This is a genomic window from Aliidiomarina iranensis (assembly GCF_003987135.1).
GTDB classification, from domain to species: Bacteria; Pseudomonadota; Gammaproteobacteria; order Enterobacterales; family Alteromonadaceae; genus Aliidiomarina; species Aliidiomarina iranensis.
Genome location: NZ_PIPJ01000010.1, coordinates 1 through 23423, shown reverse-complemented (window position 1 = coordinate 23423; position 23423 = coordinate 1). Strand labels below are relative to the sequence as shown.

At 47.5% G+C, this 23423-nt stretch carries 19 protein-coding genes; 15 read left to right on the top strand and 4 right to left on the bottom strand.

Annotation, left to right across the window (positions count from 1 at the left end; all coding sequences use genetic code 11):
* Nucleotides 1–10: 10 nt before the first annotated feature.
* Together CWE08_RS10870 and CWE08_RS10865 are read left to right on the top strand one after the other, a co-directional pair.
* Nucleotides 11–2701: a TonB-dependent receptor domain-containing protein gene (locus tag CWE08_RS10870; protein ID WP_126768198.1), complete on the top strand. Its 2691-nt coding sequence runs from the start codon at nucleotides 11–13 to the stop codon at nucleotides 2699–2701.
* A 192-nt stretch (nucleotides 2702–2893) separates the two neighbouring features.
* Entirely contained in the window at nucleotides 2894–3541 is a 648-nt protein-coding gene (locus CWE08_RS10865; RefSeq protein ID WP_126768196.1) for an FkbM family methyltransferase, read from the top strand.
* A 110-nt stretch (nucleotides 3542–3651) separates the two neighbouring features.
* On the opposite strand, the gene metJ is transcribed toward CWE08_RS10865, so the two are convergent.
* Entirely contained in the window at nucleotides 3652–3975 is a 324-nt protein-coding gene (metJ, locus tag CWE08_RS10860; protein ID WP_126768195.1) for a met regulon transcriptional regulator MetJ, read from the bottom strand.
* Nucleotides 3976–4150: 175 nt separating this feature from the next.
* On the opposite strand from metJ, the gene metL reads away from it, so the two are divergent.
* Nucleotides 4151–6595: a bifunctional aspartate kinase/homoserine dehydrogenase II gene (metL, locus tag CWE08_RS10855; protein ID WP_126768193.1), complete on the top strand. Its 2445-nt coding sequence runs from the start codon at nucleotides 4151–4153 to the stop codon at nucleotides 6593–6595.
* Nucleotides 6596–6604: 9 nt separating this feature from the next.
* Here the strand turns inward: metL and CWE08_RS10850 are convergent, their stop codons facing one another.
* Nucleotides 6605–9181 carry a penicillin-binding protein 1A gene (locus CWE08_RS10850; RefSeq protein WP_126768248.1) on the bottom strand — a complete coding sequence of 859 codons (2577 nt, stop codon included), beginning with the start codon at nucleotides 9179–9181 and terminating at the stop codon, nucleotides 6605–6607.
* Nucleotides 9182–9313: 132 nt separating this feature from the next.
* On the opposite strand from CWE08_RS10850, the gene CWE08_RS10845 reads away from it, so the two are divergent.
* The 8 genes from CWE08_RS10845 (at nucleotide 9314) to CWE08_RS10810 (ending at nucleotide 15196) form a co-directional block, all read left to right on the top strand.
* Entirely contained in the window at nucleotides 9314–10012 is a 699-nt protein-coding gene (locus CWE08_RS10845) for a hypothetical protein (RefSeq protein WP_126768192.1), read from the top strand.
* On the top strand, nucleotides 10005–10526 hold the full coding sequence (locus tag CWE08_RS10840) for a hypothetical protein (protein WP_126768190.1): 522 nt from the start codon (nucleotides 10005–10007) through the stop codon (nucleotides 10524–10526). The genes CWE08_RS10845 and CWE08_RS10840 overlap by 8 nt, the downstream gene beginning before the upstream one ends.
* 2 nt (nucleotides 10527–10528) lie before the next feature.
* The gene (locus tag CWE08_RS10835; RefSeq protein WP_126768188.1) at nucleotides 10529–11344 is read left to right on the top strand and encodes a hypothetical protein; all 816 of its coding nucleotides are present in this window, start codon (nucleotides 10529–10531) and stop codon (nucleotides 11342–11344) included.
* 106 nt (nucleotides 11345–11450) lie between these two features.
* Entirely contained in the window at nucleotides 11451–11969 is a 519-nt protein-coding gene (gene aroK, locus CWE08_RS10830) for a shikimate kinase AroK (protein WP_126768187.1), read from the top strand.
* Nucleotides 11970–11971: 2 nt separating this feature from the next.
* A complete protein-coding gene (gene aroB, locus CWE08_RS10825) occupies nucleotides 11972–13084 on the top strand; it encodes a 3-dehydroquinate synthase (RefSeq protein ID WP_126768185.1) in 1113 nt (370 codons plus the stop codon).
* 62 nt (nucleotides 13085–13146) lie between these two features.
* A complete protein-coding gene (locus tag CWE08_RS10820) occupies nucleotides 13147–13983 on the top strand; it encodes a Dam family site-specific DNA-(adenine-N6)-methyltransferase (protein ID WP_126768184.1) in 837 nt (278 codons plus the stop codon).
* A complete protein-coding gene (locus CWE08_RS10815; protein WP_126768182.1) occupies nucleotides 13980–14423 on the top strand; it encodes a GNAT family N-acetyltransferase in 444 nt (147 codons plus the stop codon). Before CWE08_RS10820 ends, CWE08_RS10815 begins: the two co-directional genes overlap by 4 nt.
* Nucleotides 14420–15196 carry a class I SAM-dependent methyltransferase gene (locus CWE08_RS10810; protein ID WP_157981252.1) on the top strand — a complete coding sequence of 259 codons (777 nt, stop codon included), beginning with the start codon at nucleotides 14420–14422 and terminating at the stop codon, nucleotides 15194–15196. Before CWE08_RS10815 ends, CWE08_RS10810 begins: the two co-directional genes overlap by 4 nt.
* Here CWE08_RS10810 and CWE08_RS10805 read toward each other — a convergent pair.
* On the bottom strand, nucleotides 15193–15750 hold the full coding sequence (locus CWE08_RS10805; RefSeq protein WP_157981251.1) for a YceB family lipoprotein: 558 nt from the start codon (nucleotides 15748–15750) through the stop codon (nucleotides 15193–15195). The genes CWE08_RS10810 and CWE08_RS10805 overlap by 4 nt on opposite strands.
* Before the next feature lie 137 nt (nucleotides 15751–15887).
* Here CWE08_RS10805 and CWE08_RS10800 point away from each other — a divergent pair, with 137 nt between their 5' ends.
* The gene (locus tag CWE08_RS10800) at nucleotides 15888–17321 is read left to right on the top strand and encodes a YfcC family protein (RefSeq protein WP_126768177.1); all 1434 of its coding nucleotides are present in this window, start codon (nucleotides 15888–15890) and stop codon (nucleotides 17319–17321) included.
* Nucleotides 17322–17417: 96 nt separating this feature from the next.
* On the opposite strand, the gene CWE08_RS10795 is transcribed toward CWE08_RS10800, so the two are convergent.
* Nucleotides 17418–18290: a tetratricopeptide repeat protein gene (locus tag CWE08_RS10795; RefSeq protein ID WP_126768176.1), complete on the bottom strand. Its 873-nt coding sequence runs from the start codon at nucleotides 18288–18290 to the stop codon at nucleotides 17418–17420.
* A 209-nt stretch (nucleotides 18291–18499) separates the two neighbouring features.
* Here CWE08_RS10795 and CWE08_RS10790 point away from each other — a divergent pair, with 209 nt between their 5' ends.
* The 3 genes from CWE08_RS10790 to CWE08_RS10780 all read left to right on the top strand — a co-directional run.
* On the top strand, nucleotides 18500–19699 hold the full coding sequence (locus CWE08_RS10790; RefSeq protein ID WP_126768174.1) for a BaiN/RdsA family NAD(P)/FAD-dependent oxidoreductase: 1200 nt from the start codon (nucleotides 18500–18502) through the stop codon (nucleotides 19697–19699).
* Between the two features lie 212 nt (nucleotides 19700–19911).
* A complete protein-coding gene (locus tag CWE08_RS10785; protein ID WP_126768173.1) occupies nucleotides 19912–22122 on the top strand; it encodes an FG-GAP repeat domain-containing protein in 2211 nt (736 codons plus the stop codon).
* On the top strand, nucleotides 22109–23423 hold a 1315-nt coding region (locus CWE08_RS10780; RefSeq protein WP_198677162.1), incomplete at its 3' end, for a hypothetical protein. The genes CWE08_RS10785 and CWE08_RS10780, both read left to right, overlap by 14 nt.

Sequence of the window (23423 nt, the reverse complement as noted above, 5' to 3'; positions counted from 1 at the left end):
CTCGTTGATTATGAAGAAATCTCTGGTAATGAAACCGCTGGCAACAGCGGTTCTTTTCGCCCTCAGTGCTTCAATGATAACAGCTACTGCCAACACGGAAGATGCAGAGGCTGCTGAAGCTGAGGCTGATGCCATCGTTGGCAATGAGAATCTGCAAGGCACAGCGCGCATCGAACGGATTCAAGTGAGCGGCAGGCTTTTAAGCTCTGCGGCGATAACGGCGGCTGAGCGCAGAGATAACGCGCAAGTGGCCGATTTCATGGATGCGGAAATGATAAGCCGCATCGGTGATTCGGATGTTGGTGCGGCATTGCGCCGGATTACCGGCTTAACCCTAGTGGATAACAAGTTCATCTACGTACGTGGTTTAGGTGAACGTTATTCGAGCACGCTGTTGAACGGCGCCATGGTGCCAAGCCCAGATCCAACGCGAAATGTAGTGCCCTTGGATATGTTTCCAACCAGTATCCTTGATCGTTTAGTGGTGCAGAAAAGTTTATCGCCAGATCAGCCCGCTACCTTCGGTGGTGGCGGTGTTGATATTCGTACTTTGAGTATCCCGCGGGAGCGCGTGTTCGAGGTTTCTCTGGGCACGGGCTATAGCACTATGCATGATGAAGATGGCTTAACGTATGCCGGTGGCGGCGATGATTGGCGCGGGCGCGATGATGGCACGCGTTCAATGTCGAGCACTTTGCAAGAGGCTTTGGATACTTATGGTTCTCTGGAGCCTATTCCGATTGCTCAGGCATTGGGTGGCGTAAATGCGGCTAACTTGGCGCAAGCCGAGGAAATTAACCGTAATCTGGGTTTAGCCTTGAACCGAAATTACGATATTCAAACGGAATCATCGAAACCTGATGTGGATGCTAGTGTTACCTTTGGTGATCGGTTAGAGCTGGGTGATAAGTGGGTTGTGGGTATGCTAGCGAGTGCTAGCTACGATCGCAGCCGTTCTAACAGCAAAGAGCAAGAGCGTTATTACTCGATTACCAGTGGTAACGACCTCACGCCTTTGGTGCAATATGACGATATTCAAGCTACCAGCGATAACGTGCAATTATCCGGTATTTTCAACTTTGGTATTGAATACGATGGCAACCATCGCTTGCAAACCACTAGTTTGTATTTGCTTGATACCGAAGATGAAATAAAAATTAAAACCGGTGATACCATTGAAACCATCAATGAAGCGAACCGCGAGAACGTTGATTACTCCATCATGTATGAAGAACGCAGCTTGGTGAGTAATCAGATTCGTGGTGAGCACCGCTTTGAATTTTTAGCTGATTTGGGCGTGAAATGGCAGTACACCGATTCCAAAGCACGCCGTTATGCGCCGGGGCAAGTTGATTATCGGTATATTCGCAACATGGATGGCGAAGGGAATCAAACCGCACTCACGCTTCGCCGCAGTGATAACGCTGCATTGATTCAGTTTGGTGATATGCGCGATAACATGGAATACGGCACTACTGATTTCACGCTTCCATTGAGCTTATCAAAATGGGAACTGGAACTGCAGGCAGGCTACGCTTGGCAGCAGCGCCAACGTACCGCAGAGAATGATCGCTTTAAGCTGGATAGCCGAGGTTTTAGCAATCAGGAGCTGCAACAAAACTTCTCGGAAATATTTTCTGACGCCAACATAAGTGATGCCAGCAACCGCTTCCGTATCTCTGATGTTACCGCTCAGGCCGATGATTATGTTGCCGCGCAAACCTTAGATGCAGGCTATTTTGCAATGGATGCGCTGTACGATTACACCTGGCGCTTTAATTTTGGTGCCCGCTACGAATCGTTCCGGCAGATCTCGATTCCTTTGAATCCATCTACGGGTGAAGTTGAAGGTGATGTTACCGATTATCCGTTGGTAGACGAAGATTGGTATCCATCATTGGCGGCTACTTGGCTGTTCCATCCAGATATGCAACTTCGTTTCGGTATCAGTGAAAGTGTGGTTCGCCCAGATCTAAGGGAAGTAACGCCGGTTCTTTTCGTGGATCCGGTTACTGATTTCCTAGTTGTTGGTTTTCAAGATTTGCAGCCTTCGAAGATTACTAACCTTGATACACGTTGGGAATGGTACCTCGAATCGGGCAGCAGCTTGAGTATAGGCGCGTTCTATAAGGATATTGATCAGCCCATCGAAACGGTGGAAATTAAAGGCTCTGATGGTAACTTGCAAGTAAGCTTCCGAAATGCTGAAAAAGGCAGTGTTTATGGGGTTGAAGCGGAGTTCGTGCGAACGTTCTCAGAGCTTGATTTCATTCCTCTGTGGGCCAGTGATTTCTTCCTAGCCGGTAATATAACCATTAGTGATTCTGATATCGAGATTCAACGTTTAGGCGAATCAAATATTACCAATCTTAGCCGCCGCTTAAGCGGCCATTCACGTTATGTGGTGAATACGCAACTTGGGTACGATGCACCTAACGAGCGCCATTCGGCAACACTTTCATACAACGTGTTCGGCCCGCGTATTTCATTTGCCGGTGTGGATGGCAAAGATGATGCGTTTGAGCAGCCATTTCATTCGCTTGATTTCACCTATAGTTACTACCCACGGGAAGGGCTATCAGTGAAACTTGGATTGAAAAACCTGTTAGATGAGAAAACGGAAATTCTCCAGCAGGGGCAAGTGGTACAAATGCGCGAGCGTGGAACTTCTGCCAGCTTGAGCGCAACGATGCGTTTTTAGGAATCACCTGCTTCATTTAAGCTCGGCATTCAGGGAATGCCGAGCTCACTTCCCACTAAAACACCCTGCTGTTTGTAACAGAATATATACAACCCTATATCCAAGATACTAGGCTTTTGTTTACAGAACTTTATTTATTCGTGCATAATTTACTAACTACAATAATAAATTCGAAAGCAAAAGGATAACTCGGTGGGTATTTTTACTTGGCTAAAAAACCTCGATAGCGCGCGCAGAAAAGCACGTTACCAAGCACAAACTGAAGCCTTCAAAGTTGCAGCGGCTGCATTAAGTGCGGGTGATATTGCCATCGATTGTGGTGCCAATGTGGGCATCTACACTGAGATTATGGCCCGCAGTGGAGCAACAGTTTACGCCTTTGAGCCCAATCCCATAGCGTTTGCAGCATTGCAAGAACGCGTTGCCGATTATCCTAACGTAAAATTATTTCAAGCCGCCAGTACGGTGAAGCCCGGCTCTTTTAAGCTGTATTCGCACCGCCATGCCAAACGAGATCCATTGTTATATTCCGTGAGCTCTTCGCTTATTTCGGCAAAATCAAATGTGAATGCAGATGATTTCTACGAGGTTGAAGGGGTGGTATTGAGCGATTTTATTGCTGACTTAGCTAAGCCAGTAAAGCTTCTGAAAATGGATGTAGAGGGCGCGGAAATCGAGATTATTAATGATTTAATGGATAAAGGCTTACATAAAAGTATTCAAGCCGGCTTTGTAGAGGTTCATGATCGCCGTGTGAAATCTTTGCGGGAACCAACCGCAGCGCTTCGAGAGCGCTTAGAGCGTGAGGGGGCAACACATATCACGCTCGATTGGCGCTAGCAGAAAAATTATCGCTAGCTCTTTTAATTTAATCCTGAGTTCAACCCTGAGCTCAACCCTCCGTTTATACTTAGTTTAGAGAGAAAGCGGGGGCATGGTCGGCACCAAAATTAATCTTCGATCAAATCATCCTCTGAATACTGAATGTTGTGGGCATCGAGGTACTCGCGCACAGCTTTTGGTATTTTATGCGGGTTATCTTTACTCAAATCGTTATCATCTGGTAACGGCTGGCCGGTGAAGGCGTGCAAAAAGGCTTCGCACAGTAACTCGCTGTTCGTAGCATGGCGTAAATTCGCAACTTGGCGGCGAGTGCGTTCATCGGTTAGAACTTTTAAAACATTCACCGGAATCGATACGGTAATTTTTTTCACCTGCGTGCTTTTTTTGCCATGCTCCGCATAAGGGTAAATATACTCGCCATCCCATTCCATAATGAAAACCTCCGGTAAATGCGGTTTCAAGCCGCCGAAAAAACGTTATTATATTTGCATGTTCTATATTATGCCCTTTTTTGCAGCATTTAGCCATCTAAACTTCTAATTCCAGAAAAGTTTCGTTATGATGCTAAGTATTACTTTTCAAACACAAGGCTAGTAGGCTGTTAGCATGAATACACCGGTAAACCCTTCTCCTGAAAGAATCCGCGCTATCGCTGATGAAGTTCACGTGCATAAATTTGGTGGTAGCAGCCTTGCCGATGCCTATTGCTATCGCCGAGTAGCCCGAATTGTTACTGAACATGCCGGTGTAAGTGATTTAGTGGTGGTATCAGCCGCAGGCGATACTACGAACCGCATTATTGCCATTGCTGATGCACGAGAAACTCAGCCAGAATACGCCGCCACCCTTTTGAGCTCATTGCAGCGCTTTCAGCAAGGGCTTATCGAAGAATTACTTTCTGGGCGTTTGTTGAATCAAGTCATGGCGCAATCGGAAGCTGATTTCGAACGTTGGCAGCAATGGCTTATAGGCGCGGAAACTATTGAGCGAGCTGAGCTGTGTGCCTATGGTGAGCTTTGGAGTTCACGCTTGCTTGCGGCGTTACTGCAGAAACAAGGCACGCGTGCCGATTATATTGATGCGCGTACTTTTTTAGAGGCAGCCGATGCGGCAGAGCCCGTTATCGATACGCAAACTTCGCGTTCCCAGTTACTTGCTCGCTTGGGGCCATACCCCGGTACTCGCTTCATTGTCACGGGTTTTATTTGCAGCGAATCTGGCAGCGGCCGTACTTTGCTGCTGGGGCGCAATGGTTCCGATTATTCGGCTACCTTGATAGCCAGTTTGATTGATAGCAGGCAAACCACGATTTGGAAAGATGTGGCAGGCGTGTATTCGGCAGATCCGCGTAAAGTTGAGCGAGTGGTGAGCTTGCCTTCGCTGGATTGGAGTGAGGCCGAAGAGCTTGCCCGTTTAGGTAGCCCAGTGTTACACCCGCGCACCTTTCAGCCCGTAAACCGAGATCGCATGGTGATCAGCGTTCGCTCAAGTTTAAAAGTAGAGAATCAACAAACGCGAATTGGCCAATATGATTACACCGAGGCGCAAGGCAAAGTATTAACATCGCTGCAAGATGTTGTTCTATTCAGTATCGGCTTGGCACACCGAGGCTTAATTGCCCGTTTCGAGAGTAACCAATTGCAACCGCTTTTAACCTGGGATGAGGAAAATAGCAGCGAACGTTTCTATGCATTTCATCAAAACCACCTTGATTATATTCGCAACTGGATAGCCGTGAGTGATGCAGAACATCAAGTGCGCGAGGTGAGCGGTTATAGCATGATTGCGCTGGTAGGTGCCCGCATTCAAGAAACTAAGCAGTTTTCGGTGTTACGCCGTGAAGTAGGTGAACAAGCGTTGCGGCGATTTTCTATCTCCGATAATAAAACCTCAGCGATCGCGATTCTGGGGCAGAAGCTCGATAACCGCTTGCTAAACCGCCTACATAGCCAGCTGTTTAACTTCCGCCGTAGCGTGGGCGTGTTGGTGATAGGCCGCGGCAATATCGGTAGTGAATGGATTGAGTTGTATCGCCAACAAAGCGATAGAATGAACGAAAACGTTGATGTTCGTATTTTAGGTATCGCCAACTCACGGCGCCTTTGGCTTGATTACAGTGGCGTGGATTTACAAGATTGGCAGGACAACTTTGAACGTTTGGCGCGGCCTTATGTGCTCACGGAATTGCTACGAGAATTACCGAATGCACCTTGTGATGAGCTGATCCTAATGGATTTAACCGACGCCAATGCTATTTCCCAGCTGTATCCTAGCTTCTTTGCCAATGGCATGCATATCATTAGTGCTAACAAGCGTGCTGGTTCTGCAGAAGAATCGCTGTATCGTGAAATTCGTACTATTCAACACGAATACAAACGCGAGTGGCTCTATAACACCACTGTGGGAGCTGGCCTGCCATTAAATTATGCACTCAACGATTTAATTCGCTCTGGTGATCATATTCGTAGTATCTCGGGTATTTTTTCCGGCACCATGAGCTGGTTGTTTGAAAACTTCGATGGCCATGTGAAGTTCAGCGATCTTGTGCTGCAAGCAAAAGCGGAAGGTTTTACTGAGCCGGATCCTCGAGAAGATTTGTCTTGCCACGATATCGTACGTAAATTATTGATTGTGGCGCGCGAAATCGGTGCTCAACTTGATTGGAATGATATTGAAATTCATGGCCTCGTGCCCGAATCGTTGCGTGATGTGCCGGTAGCTGAGTTTATGCAGCGGTTGGGCGAACTCGATGCGCCAATGCAAGCACTATGGGATGAAGCACAAAAAGAAGGTAAGGTTCCACGCCTAATGGCGAGTTTCTCGGTAGCCGATGGCCGCAGCCACGCCCGCGTAGGCATCGAAAACATCTCAGTGGAAGATATGCTAACCAATTTGATTCCGGGCGAAAATATTTTCGTGATTTACAGCGATTGGTACCACGATATGCCGCTGGTAATCAGCGGCCCCGGCGCGGGTAGAAAAGTAACCGCGGGCGGTGTGCAATCTGATTTACATCAGCTACTCGCCCGCATTGGTGTGCAGCCGCATTAACCTCGCGTGCTAGAATAAACCATCGTCATCTTCAAACACTTCTTGTGGCCGGCGCTCAGGGTTTACAAACTCCTTGGGCTCTGTGTCACGAATGAAATATTCGAACATACTGGTATGGTCGGTGCGGTTGGTAAGGCGCCCCGAGGGTTGATCAATACGCACAGATATCATATTCGGTGGCAATTCAAAGGGCCGATCATCGAGCTGGTTTAAAGCCGTTTCCATATAAGTAACCCAGCCTGGTAATGCCGTGGTTGCACCGGCCTCGGAACCAACAATGGGTTGGCGCTGACGGCCCAAATTACCGTTCAATGATGTCCGGCCCAAGCTAAATTCAAGGTTATCGAAGCCAACCCACGAAGCGGCTACAATATCTCTGGTGTAACCCACAAACCAAGTGTCTTTCACATCGTTAGTAGTACCAGTTTTGCCGGCTAAATTCCGATTGCGCAGTGCTTGCGCACGCCACGCTGTGCCATTCCAGCCAGTTTGATGAGCCCAGCTACCACCACCCCAAACGGCTGATTGCAGCGCTTGCGTTACTAAATAAGCTACCTGTTCAGAAATAACACGAGGCGCTTGCGGCCAATCGTTTAAAATTTCTTCGTTGCTTTGTTCGTCATCGCTGAAGGTGATTCCAGCCGCTTCCGCGGCACAGCGTGCGCAGGCATAATCAGGTTGGCTTTGAAAAACCACATTACCATCAGAATCTTCAATACGTTCAATAAAATATGGTGTAATTAAATGACCACCATTGGCAAACACCGCGAATCCCCGCGCCATTTCCATCGGTGTAAACGAAGCAGCACCTAGCGATAACGATTCGTTACGTTGTACATCGGCAGTATCAAAGCCAAAACGTTCGATATAATCCGCCGTTGGGTTAACCCCTAGCTCACGTATGAGGCGAACGGATACCACGTTTTTCGAGCGCGCAAGAGCCTCGCGTAAGCGAATTGGCCCATCATATACCTCAGGTGAGTTACGCGGCCGCCAGGCCGAACCAGAACCCGGATTCCACTGCGTAATAGGTGCATCATTCACCAATGTTGCAAGCGTAAAATTACGCTCTAGGGCAGCGGCGTAAATGTAAGGCTTAATACTCGAACCCACTTGGCGCTTTGCCTGCGTGGCACGGTTGAATTGGCTGTGGTTGAAACTATAACCGCCGACAATACTCTGCAATGCCCCATTGTTCGGATTTAACGCTACAAGCGCTGAACTTGGGCCGGGCATTTGTGCCAAGCGGTAGCCGGCTTCAACAGAACGCACAAGAATATGATCGCCCGGGTTTAAAATGGCATCCGCACTTTGCGGGGGGTTGCCTTGGCGCTCAGCGCTAATGTAGCGCCGAGCCCAATCCATTTCGCTCCATTCAATGTTAGCCTTCATGCCACCACGCAAAATGATATCAACGGTTTTTTCTTGTACGTTCGTAACAATCGCGTGCTGCAAACGGCCAAACCGCGGTTGGCGCTCTAAATATTCAATAATATCGGCTTCGGCCCAAGGCTCACCTTGATTTTGCATCATTAGAGAGAGCGTTGCTTCGTCCGGTAGCTTTTGAATTTGTGCGTTTTCATCGCTAAAAAGGCTTTCCGGGTCAATACCCCACAAGCGCATTTCTGGGCCACGATAACCATGGCGCTCATCGTAGGCGTGTAGATTTTCACGCAAAGCATGCTCGGCGGCTAATTGTTGCTCTGAATTCACCGTGGTATATACCTTGTAGCCACCATTGTAGGCTTCATCTACACCAAAGCGATCAACCATTTCTTGCCGTACCATTTCTGCTAAATAGGGCGCGCTCAACTCTAATTCCGCTACATGATAACGAGCAGTAACAGGCGCACGGTAGGCCACATCATACTCAGCGCGGCTAATATAATTTTCACTAAGCATTCGGAACAGAACTACGCGGCGGCGCTGTACCGAGGCCGCCGGGTTTGATATCGGATTTAAAATCGAAGGCCCTTTGGGCATACCTGCAAGCGTTGCGATTTCAGCTAAATTTAATTGATGTATATCACGGCCGTAATAAACCTGGGCGGCTGCACCCACACCAAAAGCCCGATGCCCAAGTTCAAGTTTGTTTAAATACAGCTCAAGAATTTCATCTTTGGTAAGTAATTGCTCAATGTGCAACGCGATAAATGCTTCCTTCACTTTCCGCATCCACGCTCGTTCTCGAGTTAAAAAGAAGTTTCGAGCTAACTGCATGGTAATGGTACTTGCACCTTCTCGAATTTCTCCGGTGCTAACCAGCACCCAGAAAGCACGCATTACACCGATAGGATCAACACCGCGATGTTCGTAAAAACGGGAATCTTCGGTAGCTAAAATGGCATCAATCATAGATTGCGGAATTTCATCGAGCGTGAGGGGGATGCGCCGTTGCTCACCAAATTGCGACATCAACTTACCATCGGCGGTATAAACCTGCATGGGGGTTAAAAAGCGCACATCTTTCAGCGTTTCCACACTTGGGAGGTCGTCTTTTACGTAGATATATAGCCCTGCAACCGCCACAACACCCATGAACATTAAGGCCACGAGCGCGAGCAAGGAGTACTTCAAAAATCGAATCACAAAATTTCCGCCATTACCGAGGTAAAACACATCTATTGTACGCTTATTATCGGCTAAATTTAACCAATACCACTGCAGTTATACAAAACTTAACAATTCAATTTAAATAATGGCAGGGAGGCCATTGTTATGTTTAAAAAGAAACAACCGCACACTAGGCCCCGTGTACTGAAAAACCGGTTGGTGGGAATCGCCGGCGATGAGCATGGCTTTGTGATGGTGATCGCGCGATATAAGAGGCCAACATGTGAATTCACCGTTTATCTGAGTCGATTTTTGCCAAATGGGTTACCAGAAGCCGCTCATGGGCGTATAGCCGCTAATAATTTGCCGTGGCGTTATCCCCTCAAAAAAGCCCCCATTCATGCCGTAAGTGAACATTTCGAAGTGTTACCGCTATTGTTGCCAGCCGGAATAAGCGAAGCTGAGGCCATTGCTTGTGCGGAATTAAAAGTGAAACAGCAGGCGAATCCAAACGCTTGGTTATGGGATATTCAATTGGCTGAGCAAAACAGTAAGCTTTGGCTTTTGGCAAAATCTCGATATACCGAGCTTGTAGCTTGGCTCGATACCCTAACTTTCTGTGCAAGGCAATTAGCGAGTTGGTGCCCTGCGAGTGAAATTTTTACTGAGCGCCAGTTGGTGGAACATAACCTCGTTAAGCAGCCGCAAATTGAAGCATGGTTAAGCGAACACTTTCCCCATTACACACAGGAGGAATACCGTAAGTTAGTGCTCGCTATAGCGGTGTTGTACGCAAAATATCAGCATATCAAGCATGCAGAAATACGGCTTGTACCACCCGTACAAGGAGGCTTCGGTGGTTGATTTTATTCTTCCAAAAGCAAAACGTTTGCAACGTCAACGCTTCTATACGCAAATCGAAATTGTGGGCGCGGCTCTTATTCTGCTTGTGGCAGCAGGCTGGCAACATCTGAATTTACCGCAAGAGCTCTCGGCAGAAGCTAAACAACAATTAAACCTTGGTTACCAACCGCCGATACCGGTTGCCGCTCACCCAATCGCTCAGCAGTTGCAGTTGTTAGCCACTTTAGGTGAGCTCATGGCAAATACAGAAGGATTGCCAGTGCATAGGCGTATTCAATTGCAACGCGTGCATTTTCGGCCTCAAAGCACAGAGCTCACGTGGCGGTTACAAGCAGCAAGAGAAGCACAAATAATATCGGCGTGGCCTATCGCCGGTTGGCAGGTGAAAAACGCTGATTTAACCAATTCCGACGTAAATGAACCCTTTCCATGGGAGCTACATATGGAGCTCATACCGAATGGCTCAGGCGGTGCTGAACGCGTTGAAAATATTGGTCAGAACGGTAAGGGGTAGTTATGAGTAGCGTATCTTACTTGCATAAGCTTGCGTTTATGCCAATCAAACGTCGGGTATTACTTGCCATATTAACCACCGTAGGCGTTTTAATCTGTAAGTTTCTATATTTCGAGCCGAAAGCGCAGGCGCGAATTACCGCCCATGCCCAATACCAAGTGTTGCAGCAAAAATTAAGCACGCCAGTAGTTATTTTGCCATTGGCTGATAAGCCTCAACCTCCTAGTTTGCCTGCGGGGGTTCAGCTAGAGGAATTTAATTTAGAGAGTACTAGCGATGGCGATATTCAATACCTAGGTGTATCGGGCGAATTTCCTATCTTGTATACATGGCTAAAGCAGTTTGTAGATAGCCAGTGGTATCCACATGAGGCAAGCTGGCAATGGTATCCGGAGCAACTGAAAGTATATTTAACGCTGAAAAATGGCTCACGCGCTAAAGTAGAAGCGCCTATGCTGGCGCATAGCCCATTTTCACCGCAAGAAACGATAACCGTTGAAGCCGAATTGCCAAGCTGCCAAGAGCGTTGGCCGCAACAGCATACGATTGTGGCTACGTTGAACAATAAAGTAGCGATTAGGAATAATGAGCAAATTTCTTATTATTGGCAGGGCGAAGTGCACCCAGAAAGCGGCCTCGTGATCACACAGATTACAACGGCAGGAGTTACATTAAGTGCTGTAGCGGCAAATCAAGATTCCGAAGAATTTGTGCAAGGTATCGCCGAAGCATCGTTATCCGAGGCGCAATCGAACTGCTTGGCGATTACCTTACCGGTTAGCCTTGGCGAACGAGAACCGCCGCGCTGGTTGCCATAATGAGCGCAAATTGCGATAATCGCCTGTCTTTTTTTCTGGGGCACAGGGGTGAACCACCACTCATTTGATTCGAAACAGTTTTTATAAGAAGTGATGTATTCAAGCTATGGCTGATAAGCGCAATATTTTTCTGATTGGCCCAATGGGGGCTGGCAAAAGCACCATCGGGCGGCAACTCGCCAAATCTCTTCATCTCGAATTTTTCGATTCGGACACTGAAATCGAGCGCCGCACCGGTGCGGATATCAGTTGGGTGTTTGAGCTTGAAGGCGAGGAAGGCTTTCGTGAACGAGAAGAAAAAATGATTAGTGAGCTCACTGAAAATACCGGCATTGTGCTGGCAACCGGTGGCGGCTCAATCATAAGCAAAGAAAATCGCTTAAAACTATCAGCACGGGGTGTTGTGGTTTATTTAAAAACCAATATTGATAAGCAAGTAGCCCGCACACAGCGCGATAAACGCCGGCCCCTGTTAGCCAATGCCGATAATCCGCGAGAAGTGCTTGAAAACCTTGCCGAAGAACGCGATCCTTTGTACGAAGAAATTGCTGATGTGGTTATCCACACCGATGAGCAAAGCGCGAAAGTAGTGGCCAACGAAATTATTAGTAAATTGGGGTTATAAATATGAATGCACCAACGCAGAGCCTAAACGTTTCTCTTGGTGCACGCAGTTATCCCATATACGTGGGGGCGAAACTACTGGGTTCCTCGGTAGCCGCAGTTCTCCAACAAGCCTTGCCAAACGCTGGCGAACAAATTGTGATTATCAGCAACGCCACGGTTGCTGAACATTACCTAAAAACGCTTACCGATGGCTTGCAAGCTGAGGGTGTGGCGCGCGCGAATATCTTTCATGCACTTATGCCCGATGGTGAATCTTATAAATCACTCGCTATTTATGGCGAAATTATGGACCTGTTGGTTAAGCACAGGCTTAATCGTGATTGCACCATAATTGCCTTAGGCGGCGGTGTGGTAGGTGATATGGCCGGCTTTGTGGCCGCTACATGGCAGCGCGGCGTGCCGTTTATCCAAATTCCAACAACCTTACTTGCCCAAGTTGATTCTTCGGTGGGTGGTAAAACCGCAGTGAACCATCCGGGTGGTAAGAATTTAATTGGTGCGTTTCATCAGCCCTCGGCGGTGGTGATTGATATTGATACCTTGCGAAGCCTGCCTGAGCGGGAACTAAAGGCTGGCCTTGCCGAAGTGATTAAATATGGCGTTATGGCCGATAGCCATTTCTTTGCATGGCTAGAATTAAACATGGCTAAACTGCTTGAACGCCAACCCGATGCGCTAGAACACGCCATAACTCGAAGTTGTGAGATAAAAGCTGATATCGTAGCTGCGGATGAGCATGAAAATGGCATACGAGCCTTATTAAATTTGGGCCATACCTTTGGCCATGCTATTGAAGCTGCAACGCAGTACAAAACCTGGTTGCATGGGGAAGCCGTTGCCGCTGGAATGGTAATGGCAGCACGTTTAGCGTTGCAACTTGGCTATATCGAAAAAAACCATGCGAATCGAATCGAAACACTCATTAAAAACGCTGGGCTTCCGATTCGGCCACCGAAAAACATCAGCAAACAGCGCTGGCTAGAACTTATGGCCCGCGATAAAAAAGTAAAACAAGGCAAGCTCAGATTTATTTTGCCCACCGGGCCAGGCCGAGCCAACATTTTCAGTAATATTAGTAACGAAGCGCTAACAAGGCTTATCGATACACTTTGATGCGTGTTATTGTGGGCCTTATCCCGTTACACTAACCCCAAACATTAGCAAACTACAATTATATGAAGAAGCAGCGCGCGTTCCTAAAATGGGCCGGTGGCAAATATACATTAATCGAGCCTATTCAACGCTTGCTTCCGCCGGGTGATAAACTGATTGAGCCCTTTGTTGGTGCGGGTTCAGTGTTTCTGAATACTGATTACGATAAATACCTCCTAAACGATATTAATGCGGATCTGATCAACTTATATAAGTTTCTGAAACGTAGGCCGAAAACCTACATCGAAGATGCGCGGCGTTATTTTACGCCAGCGAACAATACCCCAGAGGCTTATTACGCCTTAAGAGCGGCCTTCAATGTCAGCAACGATCCTTACTTTCGCTCGCTGTTGTTTTTATATTTCAACCGCCATGGCTACAATGGTTTATGCCGTTACAACGCGAGCGGTTTATTTAATGTGCCGTTCGGGCGCTATACAGGCCCTTATTTTCCGCAAGCTGAGTTAGAGTTTTTCGCAGAAAAAGCAAAAAAAGCAACCTTCACCTGCGAGCCTTTCCAGAATAGCTTTCGCCGCGCTCGCGATACCCACGTTATTTATTGCGATCCACCCTATTTACCGTTAACCACTACGGCTAATTTTACCAGTTACTCGGGTAACGGCTTTGGCTTAGATGAACAGCTGTTGTTGGCGCAAAAAGCACGGCATGCCTCGTTAAAGCGCAATATCCCCGTACTCATTAGTAATCACGATACCGAAACAGCGCGGCTTTTTTATGAGCATGCAGAGCTAACCACCTTGCAGGTACACAGGTTTATCAGTCAAAATGGCGCTAATCGGAAAAAAGTGGGTGAACTTTTAGCGTATTTCGCCCCAGGTATAGCCCCTCGGAGGAAATGATGCTGCATTTCGCAACCCACCCATTTTCAGAATTAAGCGCTCTGCAAGTACACGATATTTTTAAATTACGGCAAGATATTTTTATCGTTGAGCAAGATTGCCCCTACCCCGATATTGATGGCACAGATACGAATTGGCTGCATCTGTGCGGCTTCGATGATGAGGGTTTAGTTGCATATGCTCGGTTACACTGCCCAGGTGATGAAACCTCCGAAATTGGCAGAGTAGTGGTAGCGCAACGAGGCCGAGGCAAGAGCTACGGGCGTGAGCTTATGCAACGCGCGGTTGTAGAAATTTTGGCCCGAGCTCCGGCCCAACCCATAGAATTAAATGCACAAACGTATTTATTAGAGTTTTATGGCTCCCTAGGCTTTACCGTGATTGGTGAGGAATACCTAGAGGATGGCATTCCGCATCGGCTTATGGAATATCGTCCGTGAGTTTTCCCGTGCCATTGTTGGCAGCAGAGCCGGAACTGCAAGCAGCGGCTGCAGCTTTAGCTTCTGAATTTACGCTACCAACAGTAGATACTGGCTCTAATTTTATTCTCGAGCTCACGCGTGAAGGCCTGCAATTGCGTTGGCGCAGCAAACCCGAATATCAGCCCTTAGTTTTAGATTACACTCGCGGCAAGCAAGCTTGGCGCCAACAACTTGGGGGTGGTCGGCAAGAAGCTGTTGTGCGAGCACTTGGGCTTGGCAAAGGGTTCCGGCCGAAAGTTCTCGATGCAACAGCCGGCCTTGGCCGCGATGGTTTAATTTTAGCCCATGCCGGTTGCGAAGTTCGTTTATTGGAGCGCAACCCTGCCATTCATGCCTTATTACACCAAGCGGTAGCGCACTTACAGCAATTTCACGGAAATGAGCATTGGAGTTATCAACGCGTTTTGGTGTTGCCGGCAGGAAGCTTACTTGATCATGAAGATGCGCATGCGGTATTTGCTGATTGGCAACCCGATGCAGTGTATCTCGACCCCATGTTTCCAGAGCGCGAGAAATCAGCAGCGGTAAAAAAAGATATGCAAATGTTACAGCAACTGGTTGGCGCTGATTTAGATGCCGATGGCCTCTTAGCGGCTGCGCTGGCTATCGCAAAGTGCCGAGTGGTTGTTAAACGCCCGGCGAAAGCCCCATTTTTAGCGGGGCAAACGCCAAGTAGCCAAATTGCCAGCAAGAAGCATCGATTTGATGTGTATATCAAGCAAGCTTATTAGCGCGCGGGTGAAATGCGTAGCGCACCCTCTTCAACCGTGAGCGATAGCGGCACCTGCATTAGAAGTTGCTGTGTTCTATCATTCGCATCTAAGCGATAAACCGGCCGTTCACTCATGAATTCATCAAGAATATCTAAAACTTGCCCGTTCAAGCCAGTTAACGTACCCGAATATCCTGCCGCATTAATGGAAGAGTTCACCACATTTAAACGCCGAACATAAATGGCCTTTTCATTACCATCGTACATAGGTGCGCCCTCTACGCCCAAGTTCAATGTAACTGGGTAGCTGCGGCCAAAAATTTCGATTGGCAAGTTAAAGCCCGCCTGTAAGCGCACAATATCGGTTTGCTCTGGGCCAATTTCAGCGATCAACGAGGTGATTTCCAGCGGTACGGAGAAGCCCATTATGCGAACTTCGGGTTGCTGCTGTTCAGCTTGTTGCAAAATAAGCTGCTCTAATTGGCTTTCATTAATGCGGTAACTCACCATATCGGTAAATTGCGCACATGAAGAAAGAAAAAATATGCTCAACAACAAAAAACAACGTTTCATACCACTACTCCCGAAAAACGAACGTGCGCTTAGGTTAACGGTAAAACACATTGAAACAAAGTTAATCTTGGTTGCTTTACGTGGTTCAGGTATTCTTAGCCACGGTTTTCCATACAATAACAATATAGGTTTTTCTTATGGCTAAAGCATTCAAGGTTCCACATACCCTGACGCTGCTATTCGGCATGATGATTATCGCGATGTTGGCAACCTGGATAGTGCCGCAAGGGTTCTTCCAAACCTTCATCAATGATGCTAATCGCGAAGTTGTTATTCCTGGTACATTCTCATTGGTTGAGGAACGGCAATATCTCACGCCGTGGGAGTTGCTAACAGCAGTTCCGCGGGCGTTCGCAGCTGCACAAGATATTATTTTCTTCGTGTTTATAGTAGGTGGTGTATTAGCGATTGCCCGGCGCACCGGCACCGTTGATGCGCTTATCGGGCGTTTATTGAAAAAACACAGTGATAAGCCGCAGAAGTTAATCTTTATGGTTATCTTCTTCTTCTCACTGGCATCTGGTGCAATTGGCACGGCCGGTGAATACATCCCCTTCGTGCTTATTCTTGTGGGCTTGTGTAAAGCCATGCGCCTTGATGCCATGACAGCAGTGGGCATGACAGTAGCGGGCTATGGCGTGGGTTATGGCGCTTCAGCCTTTAACCCATTCACCGTGTTGATTGCGCAAGGTATCGCCGAAGTGCCTCTCTACTCGGGCTGGTGGTTGCGAGCGGTGATTATTCTGCCGTTTATCTTAATTGCTTTTCATCACGTATGGACATACGCAAAGAAAGTAATTGCTGACCCAAACCAATCGTTAGTTGCTGATTTACCGTGCCCGCTAGAAGGGAAAGAGGCTACGGTTTACCCGGAACTGAATGGCCGCCATCGAATGATTCTCGGCACCTTTTTAGCTACTATCGTGATTGCCATTTATGGTATTTCCCAACACGGCTGGTACCTGTATGAGTTAGGTGCATGCTTTGTTGGTTGGGGCTTGGTAATTACAGTGCTTGGGCGCTTGAAGTTCGATGAGGCGGCGGAAAGTTTTATCGAAGGGGTGAAAGATCTAACCACTACCGCTGTGCTAATCGGTGTGGCTCGAGGTATTGCACTAATTCTCGAAGATGGCCAAATCCTTCATAGTATCGTGAACGGCCTTTCCATGCCCTTATCACACGTGCCTGCAGCTATTTCAGCAGTAGGAATGCTGGTTATTCAAACTATCCTCAATTTATTTGTGCCTTCAGGTTCAGGGCAAGCGTTCGTAACTATGCCGCTGATGGCTCCATTGAGCGATTTAGTGGGTGTTCCACGGCAAGTAGCGGTATTGGCTTATCAGTTCGGTGATGGTTTCTCGAACATGATTGTACCTACGAATGCGGTGTTGATGGGTATCATTGGTATAGCAGGTGTGCCTTACGATCGCTGGTTCCGCTTCTGCATGCCGTTGCTCGGTAAATTGATGTTGTTCGCCACTATCGTACTCGTACTCGCCGTGGTGTTTGGTTACGGTGCTGATTTAGAGGTTGCCTCGGTATTTATCAACAATGCTGGCGTGGTGAGTTAATTACATCAAAACTCAAAAAGTTATGCTTAACACAGAAAAAAGCCCCGGTATCTAAGAATGCCGGGGCTTTTCACTTGAGCTAAAAGCGTTGAAGTACTACAAGCCCTGTAAAAGCTCTTCTACGTTTGTTGCCGCAGTATCTCGAGTCTTACGATCAAATATGATATTGCAAGGCGATGCAAAACTGCCGCAGGGTGGCGCTCTGCGCACATTTGAACCAGTGGCTTTTCTACGATAAAACTCCTCGTTTAAGCGCGCTGAGAAATCGTTGAAGTATTCCATGGGCTCGCTTTGGATACCCCGAACAACAATCACTTCCATTGATTCATACTCACGTAGTTGAGCGGCTAACTCTCGGTCTTCTTCCTGCTCAGATTGTTCAAAATAGCGGGCATAAGCACGATTACGCTCGTTGGAATCCCGATAATTTTTTACCGCAAGGTGCATATAAAGTTGCGCAGCCTGGCGATGTTGATTACTTTCTTCAAATAATTGAGCCAGTAGATACATCGATTCTGGGTGGCCATCCTTCGCCGCATCTTTTAACAGAGCCAGTATTTCGTCGATATCACCATTCGCGCGAATATTTCGAACAGCTTGCTCGTAAACGGCAGGGGCATATCCACTCTCTACCGCTTTTTGAAGCCAATAATCCGCACGCTCTTCGTTTTGCTCAAAAACGGTACCATTGCGGCGCCAATTCGATTTAACGTGATAGGCCTGCGGGTTTCGAAATCGCAGCGCCTCTTTCATCCAGATCCGCGCTTGATCCATATTTACGTTCACACCTTCACCATTGGCGTAACTTACTGCAAGAATAATCATGGCCTCATCAGCGCCATAATCCGCTGCACGATGTAAGTTTTCAATTGCTTCTGAACAATCATTTTCGGCACAAAGGTTTTCAGCCAATGCTTGTGGTGCTAAAAATGATAGCGTAAATCCGAGTATCCAGTATTTCATTTTCATGGGTTTGTCCTTACCATAAGAAAGCTGATGCGTTCCCCATAAGTGAGTAGTTGAGAGCACCTAACTACACCATAGATCAAAGTTTGAATGTTATCTAGTTGTAAATTGTTTCAAATTGTTTCTGGCTTATTCAAATTTGGCGTTTAGCGCACTTTAATTCCACCTATTACTTGTAATCATTTTTTAATCAGTGAGCGGATACAGAAACAATGTCTGAACAAGATACGATAACCTTTGATACTCTGATCATAGGCGCAGGTGCCGCGGGCTTAATGTGCGCGGCAACAGCTGCTCGGCGAGGGCTATCGGTTGTTGTGCTTGACCATGCCAAACAAGCAGGCAAAAAAATTCTGATATCCGGTGGTGGCCGTTGTAACTTTACCAATATGTATACGAGCCCAGAAAATTTCCTTTCGGAAAATCCGCATTTTTGTAAATCTGCGTTAAGCCGTTATACCCAATGGGATTTCGTAGCTATGGTGGATAAACACAAGATACCGTGGCATGAGAAAACCTTAGGGCAGTTATTTTGTGATGATTCAGCGAAAGATATTGTGCGTATGCTCATGCAAGAATGCAGAGATGCTGGCGCAAAGGTAGAGTTGCGCACCGAAATATTCGCGGTGGATGCGCAGCGTAGTGGCTATAGTGTAAAAACCGCACAGGCTGAATATCATTGTAAAAATCTAGTTGTGGCATGTGGTGGTTTATCTATGCCAAAACTTGGCGCTACACCGTTCGGTTATAAATTAGCCGAGCAATTTGGCCACAGTATTGTGCCCGTTCGGGCCGGTTTAGTGCCGTTTACATTGCACGATACAGATAAACAGGCTTTTGCCGATCTTTCAGGTGTGGCGAGTGATGTAGTAGCCAGTAACGAAAAAGCGTCATTTCGCGAGGCTATGCTTTTCACTCATCGCGGTTTAAGCGGGCCGGCTATGTTGCAAATATCATCGTTTTGGCAGCCAGGAGAAACCGTAGCGGTGAACCTTCTGCCAAACGAGGAAGTGCTCACTTTGTTGCAAACGGCAAAAGTGGAGCAACCACGCAGTGGCTTGGTGAGTGTTTTGAGTAAATATTTACCGAAACGTTTGGTGCAGGTGCTGGCGAATTATGGCAAATGGCCCACGAAGAAGTTAGCGGATATAAGTAATGTCGATATTGAACGAGTAGCAAATAACCTTGCGGCATGGCCAATAAAGCCAAACGGAACCGAAGGGTATCGCACCGCAGAAGTAACCATCGGCGGCGTAAATGTAAATGAAGTCAGCTCAAAAACTATGGAAAGTAAATTACAACCCGGCTTATTTTTCATTGGCGAAGTGCTCGATGTTACCGGTTGGCTAGGCGGCTACAACTTCCAATGGGCTTGGAGTTCAGGCTGGGTGTGCGGTGAATCAGTGAATTAGCTTGGGAGAACGATAAGTTTAAGAACGATAAATTAAGCATTCAATTTAACTAAAAACCAATTCAGTAACACTTTGTTACAATTTATATAATAAATTGTTTGCTTATTGTTGTTTTTTATTTAAAGCTAAACCCGTGCGAATCATTATTGGCTGATATGGAGCGTACATAACCTCTAATTTTGAGGATATATTCTCTACAAGGACGCCTAAAAATGCGCACATTCAACGTTTTATTTCTACTAGCTAGCACCTTTCTGTTTAGCGGCACTGCCACAGCTCAAGATATTTCAATCGGCATAAGCGTGCCCAATGCGGTAACTGCCGCCCATAATGATAATGTGATCGATGTTGCGTGGGAAACGAGCCCCTCGAATAGTGCGTGGCCGATTGTCTATGATGTCCAATTGCAATTAAATGGTGTGCTGCAACCTTCTGTAAGAGTGTACGGAAGTTCGCCTTCTGATCCATCGGATCCACAACCGATGAGTATGTCGACGTCAGCATTAAGTAGTTATGCGCACGATATTGTCGATACAGGTACACATAGTTTTCGTGTTCGCACCTGTGAATTATTTGTCTACACCAACTCATCAGAAAATCTATCCAACAGTTCTAGTTTAACCGAGTCATGCACTTTTTGGTCTAAGTTCACACCCATAATCACTATCACGGAGCTTCCGGCACCTACCTTACCGCCATCGAGTGTGAGCACTGCGCCATCGCCTCAGGCGGCATCGATTGTGAATGATTTAAGTGCTGTGGGGGCGACGTCAGGGAGCTTTCGGGTTGATGAAAGCGGCGCGGCAACGTATAGCTTAAACGTGCCACTCCCGGCCGGTATTGCGGGGAATACACCGGAGGTGTCCGTTAATTATCATTCGCAAGGCAGCAGCGGCTTGATGGGCAAGGGATGGTCGGTTGGAGCGGGCTCGAGCGTTGAGCGCTGTCGACAAACCCCCATTCATGATGCTCGCTTTCGTGCGGTGAACTTATCGGCTACTGACCGTTTTTGTCTTGATGGCCAACGGCTCATGGTGATATCGGGTCAATATGGTGCGCCGGGCTCGGTTTACACCACGGAGATTGAGGGGCAATTACAGATTACGGCGTTGGGCGGGAGTTTGGGTAACCCAAGTTACTTTGAAGTGCGCAGTGTAGATGGCGCCATTCGCCGTTACGGGGTGCATACCGATAGTCAATATCGGGCCGCCGATGAAACGACGGTTATTAGTTGGGGCCTCAGTGAAGTTACCGACCAGCTTGAGGTGGCGGCCAATACGATTCGCTATTATTACGATTATGATAGCCAAACGAATGAGCAGTGGCTGAGTGAAATTCGTTACAGTCAACACAGTGTGCACTTTGACGTGATTAACACCTTTCGTTTTGACCAAAAACCCTTTTACATGTTCGATAAAAAGGTCACGCCACGTCGATTATTAACCGGAATTCGGGTGGATAATCATGAGCAAACGCAAATCTACACGATGGACTTTGATTATGATGACTCGCCCTTATCATCGGTAAAACGAATCATTCAAATTACCGAGTGTGGTTTAAGCGGCGTATGTTTGCGGCCGCTGGTATTAGAATGGAATGAAGCGGAGCAAGAAACATTAGGGTTTTCGAGTACACCGAGCCGGTCGGTTCATGTGACTAAGCAAGATTACATCATGTATAACGCTGCTGTAGATGTGACCGGTAATGGGCGGCTTGATTTTGTGACCGTGAGCCGTTTAGGGCATTGGTTTTATGTGCGGATGCGCGAAAATGATGGGCAATCCTTAGGCTCTGAACAATTACTGTTTCAGTATATGTTGACGACTGAAAATGGCGAACATCCGTTTGATTTTCGGATAACGGATTTAGATGGGGATGGTGTCGCTGAAATTCTTTATTTTGGGCGAAACGGTTTGCAAAATCAGTGGCGTGCGTATTCGCATGCCACGCAAACCCATCGCATTATCAGTTCAGAGCAGTATATTGCGCTGCATGATTTTTCCGGTAACGGCTTACCTGATATTTTGCAAAGTGGGTTAGCATATCGTGATAACAGTTTAGGGCAGTTTGCAAACCCGCAGTCTGTGAATGTGTCGGCCACACCGCTGAACTGTGATGCAGGGAGTGAGTGTACATTTTTTAAAAAATTACTGTCGAACTCGATAAGTTATGACATTAATGGCGATGGGCTGAACGATTTAATTTTGCGAATGAACAACAATGGGTTCGACCAATGCCCTGCACCGCCGGGTGTGCAACCGCAGTCGAGCCCTCATGGTGCGATGCTTGCATCAACCCAGAGTAACTTTTGCAATGAGCTTGGTAATAACTTTTGGGGTGTGTTTGAATCGCGCCGCACCAGCACAGGGGCGATGTCGTTGTCGTTTGCCGGCGCGTTCGCGATTATCAATGCTGATTACTGATACGGCTACTGGGCGCCTTCGAACCTACGAGATGGGCGCATCAACAACGATTCCAGATGATCCGGGTTGCCCGCCGATTTGCCCACCGCCGTCGTGTGAGCCGGGCACGATGTGCTGGGACCCATTATCTCAGCCGGGAACGCAATCCATGTCGCTTGTGGGGAGCTACAACAACGCCGCGATGCAGGATACGATTGCAAAATTTGTGCATGGGCACGGGCTCGATACGCGCATCTCATATGGCTTTTTAACGAACCCTGCACTTTATACAAAAAATGCCAGTGGCATACCAAATCCTGAGCGGGTGTATAGCATTATCGGCGCGATACCGGTGGTTTCGGTGGTCGAATCTGCGACGGGGGCGGGTGCTGTTTCGGTGACCTACACTTATGAAGGTGCGCGAGCGGAGGCTGGCGGCCGTGGATTTTTAGGGTTTGCGTCATTAACAACGCGTGATGTGCAAACGGGTATTGAAACCACCACCACGTATCATCAACATTTCCCATATATTGGCATGCCTAAATCGACTCAGCAAACGCTTGGTGGGGTGGTATTAAGTGAGTCGTCGAATGTTTATCAGAACTACGTTTTGAACCAGGGTGCCTCAGTGTTCCCATTCTTAGCGCGCTCCCATGAGCTTAGCCGCCGCATCAATAGCGATGGCTCCGCCACGTTGATGAGCGAGGTGGTATCAGAGCAGCACTATGAGAAAGTTGCAGAACGTTACGCTCGATTAACCGATGTGACGGTGTATACATTCGATAATGTTCATCAGGTGATGCGTCGGGTGCATACGGCAAATAGCTATCAATCCGATAATCTGTCGGCTTGGCTGTTGAATCGATTATCTGCCAGTACGGTGACGCATGAGCAGGGCAGTGGCGTTATCGGGGCAACAGGCTTGCCCTCATTTAATCCAAATAGTGATGAGAGGGTTGTACGGCACTCGGCGTTTGCGTATACCGCTTATGGGCTTTTGGACTATGAGGTGATAGAGCCACAAGGTGACAATGAGAGCTATCTAAAAACGGCGTATGAGTACGATGGCTATGGGAATCAAATCCGCACGACGGTGTGTAGTTTGCATTATGCCGGTAGTTGCGGTGGTAGTGGCTTGCAGCTAAATGAGGGCAAGCGCATTTATCGGCAATCAGAAACTCAGTTTGATGCATCCGGGCGGTATGTGGTGGCGCGCTATGAGAACGGTGAGCTTATCAGCACGCAGAGTGATTTTAATGCACTTGGGCAAGCGCAGCGGGTGAATCATGCGGGAGTGGTGAGTGTGAAGCGTTTTAATGCCT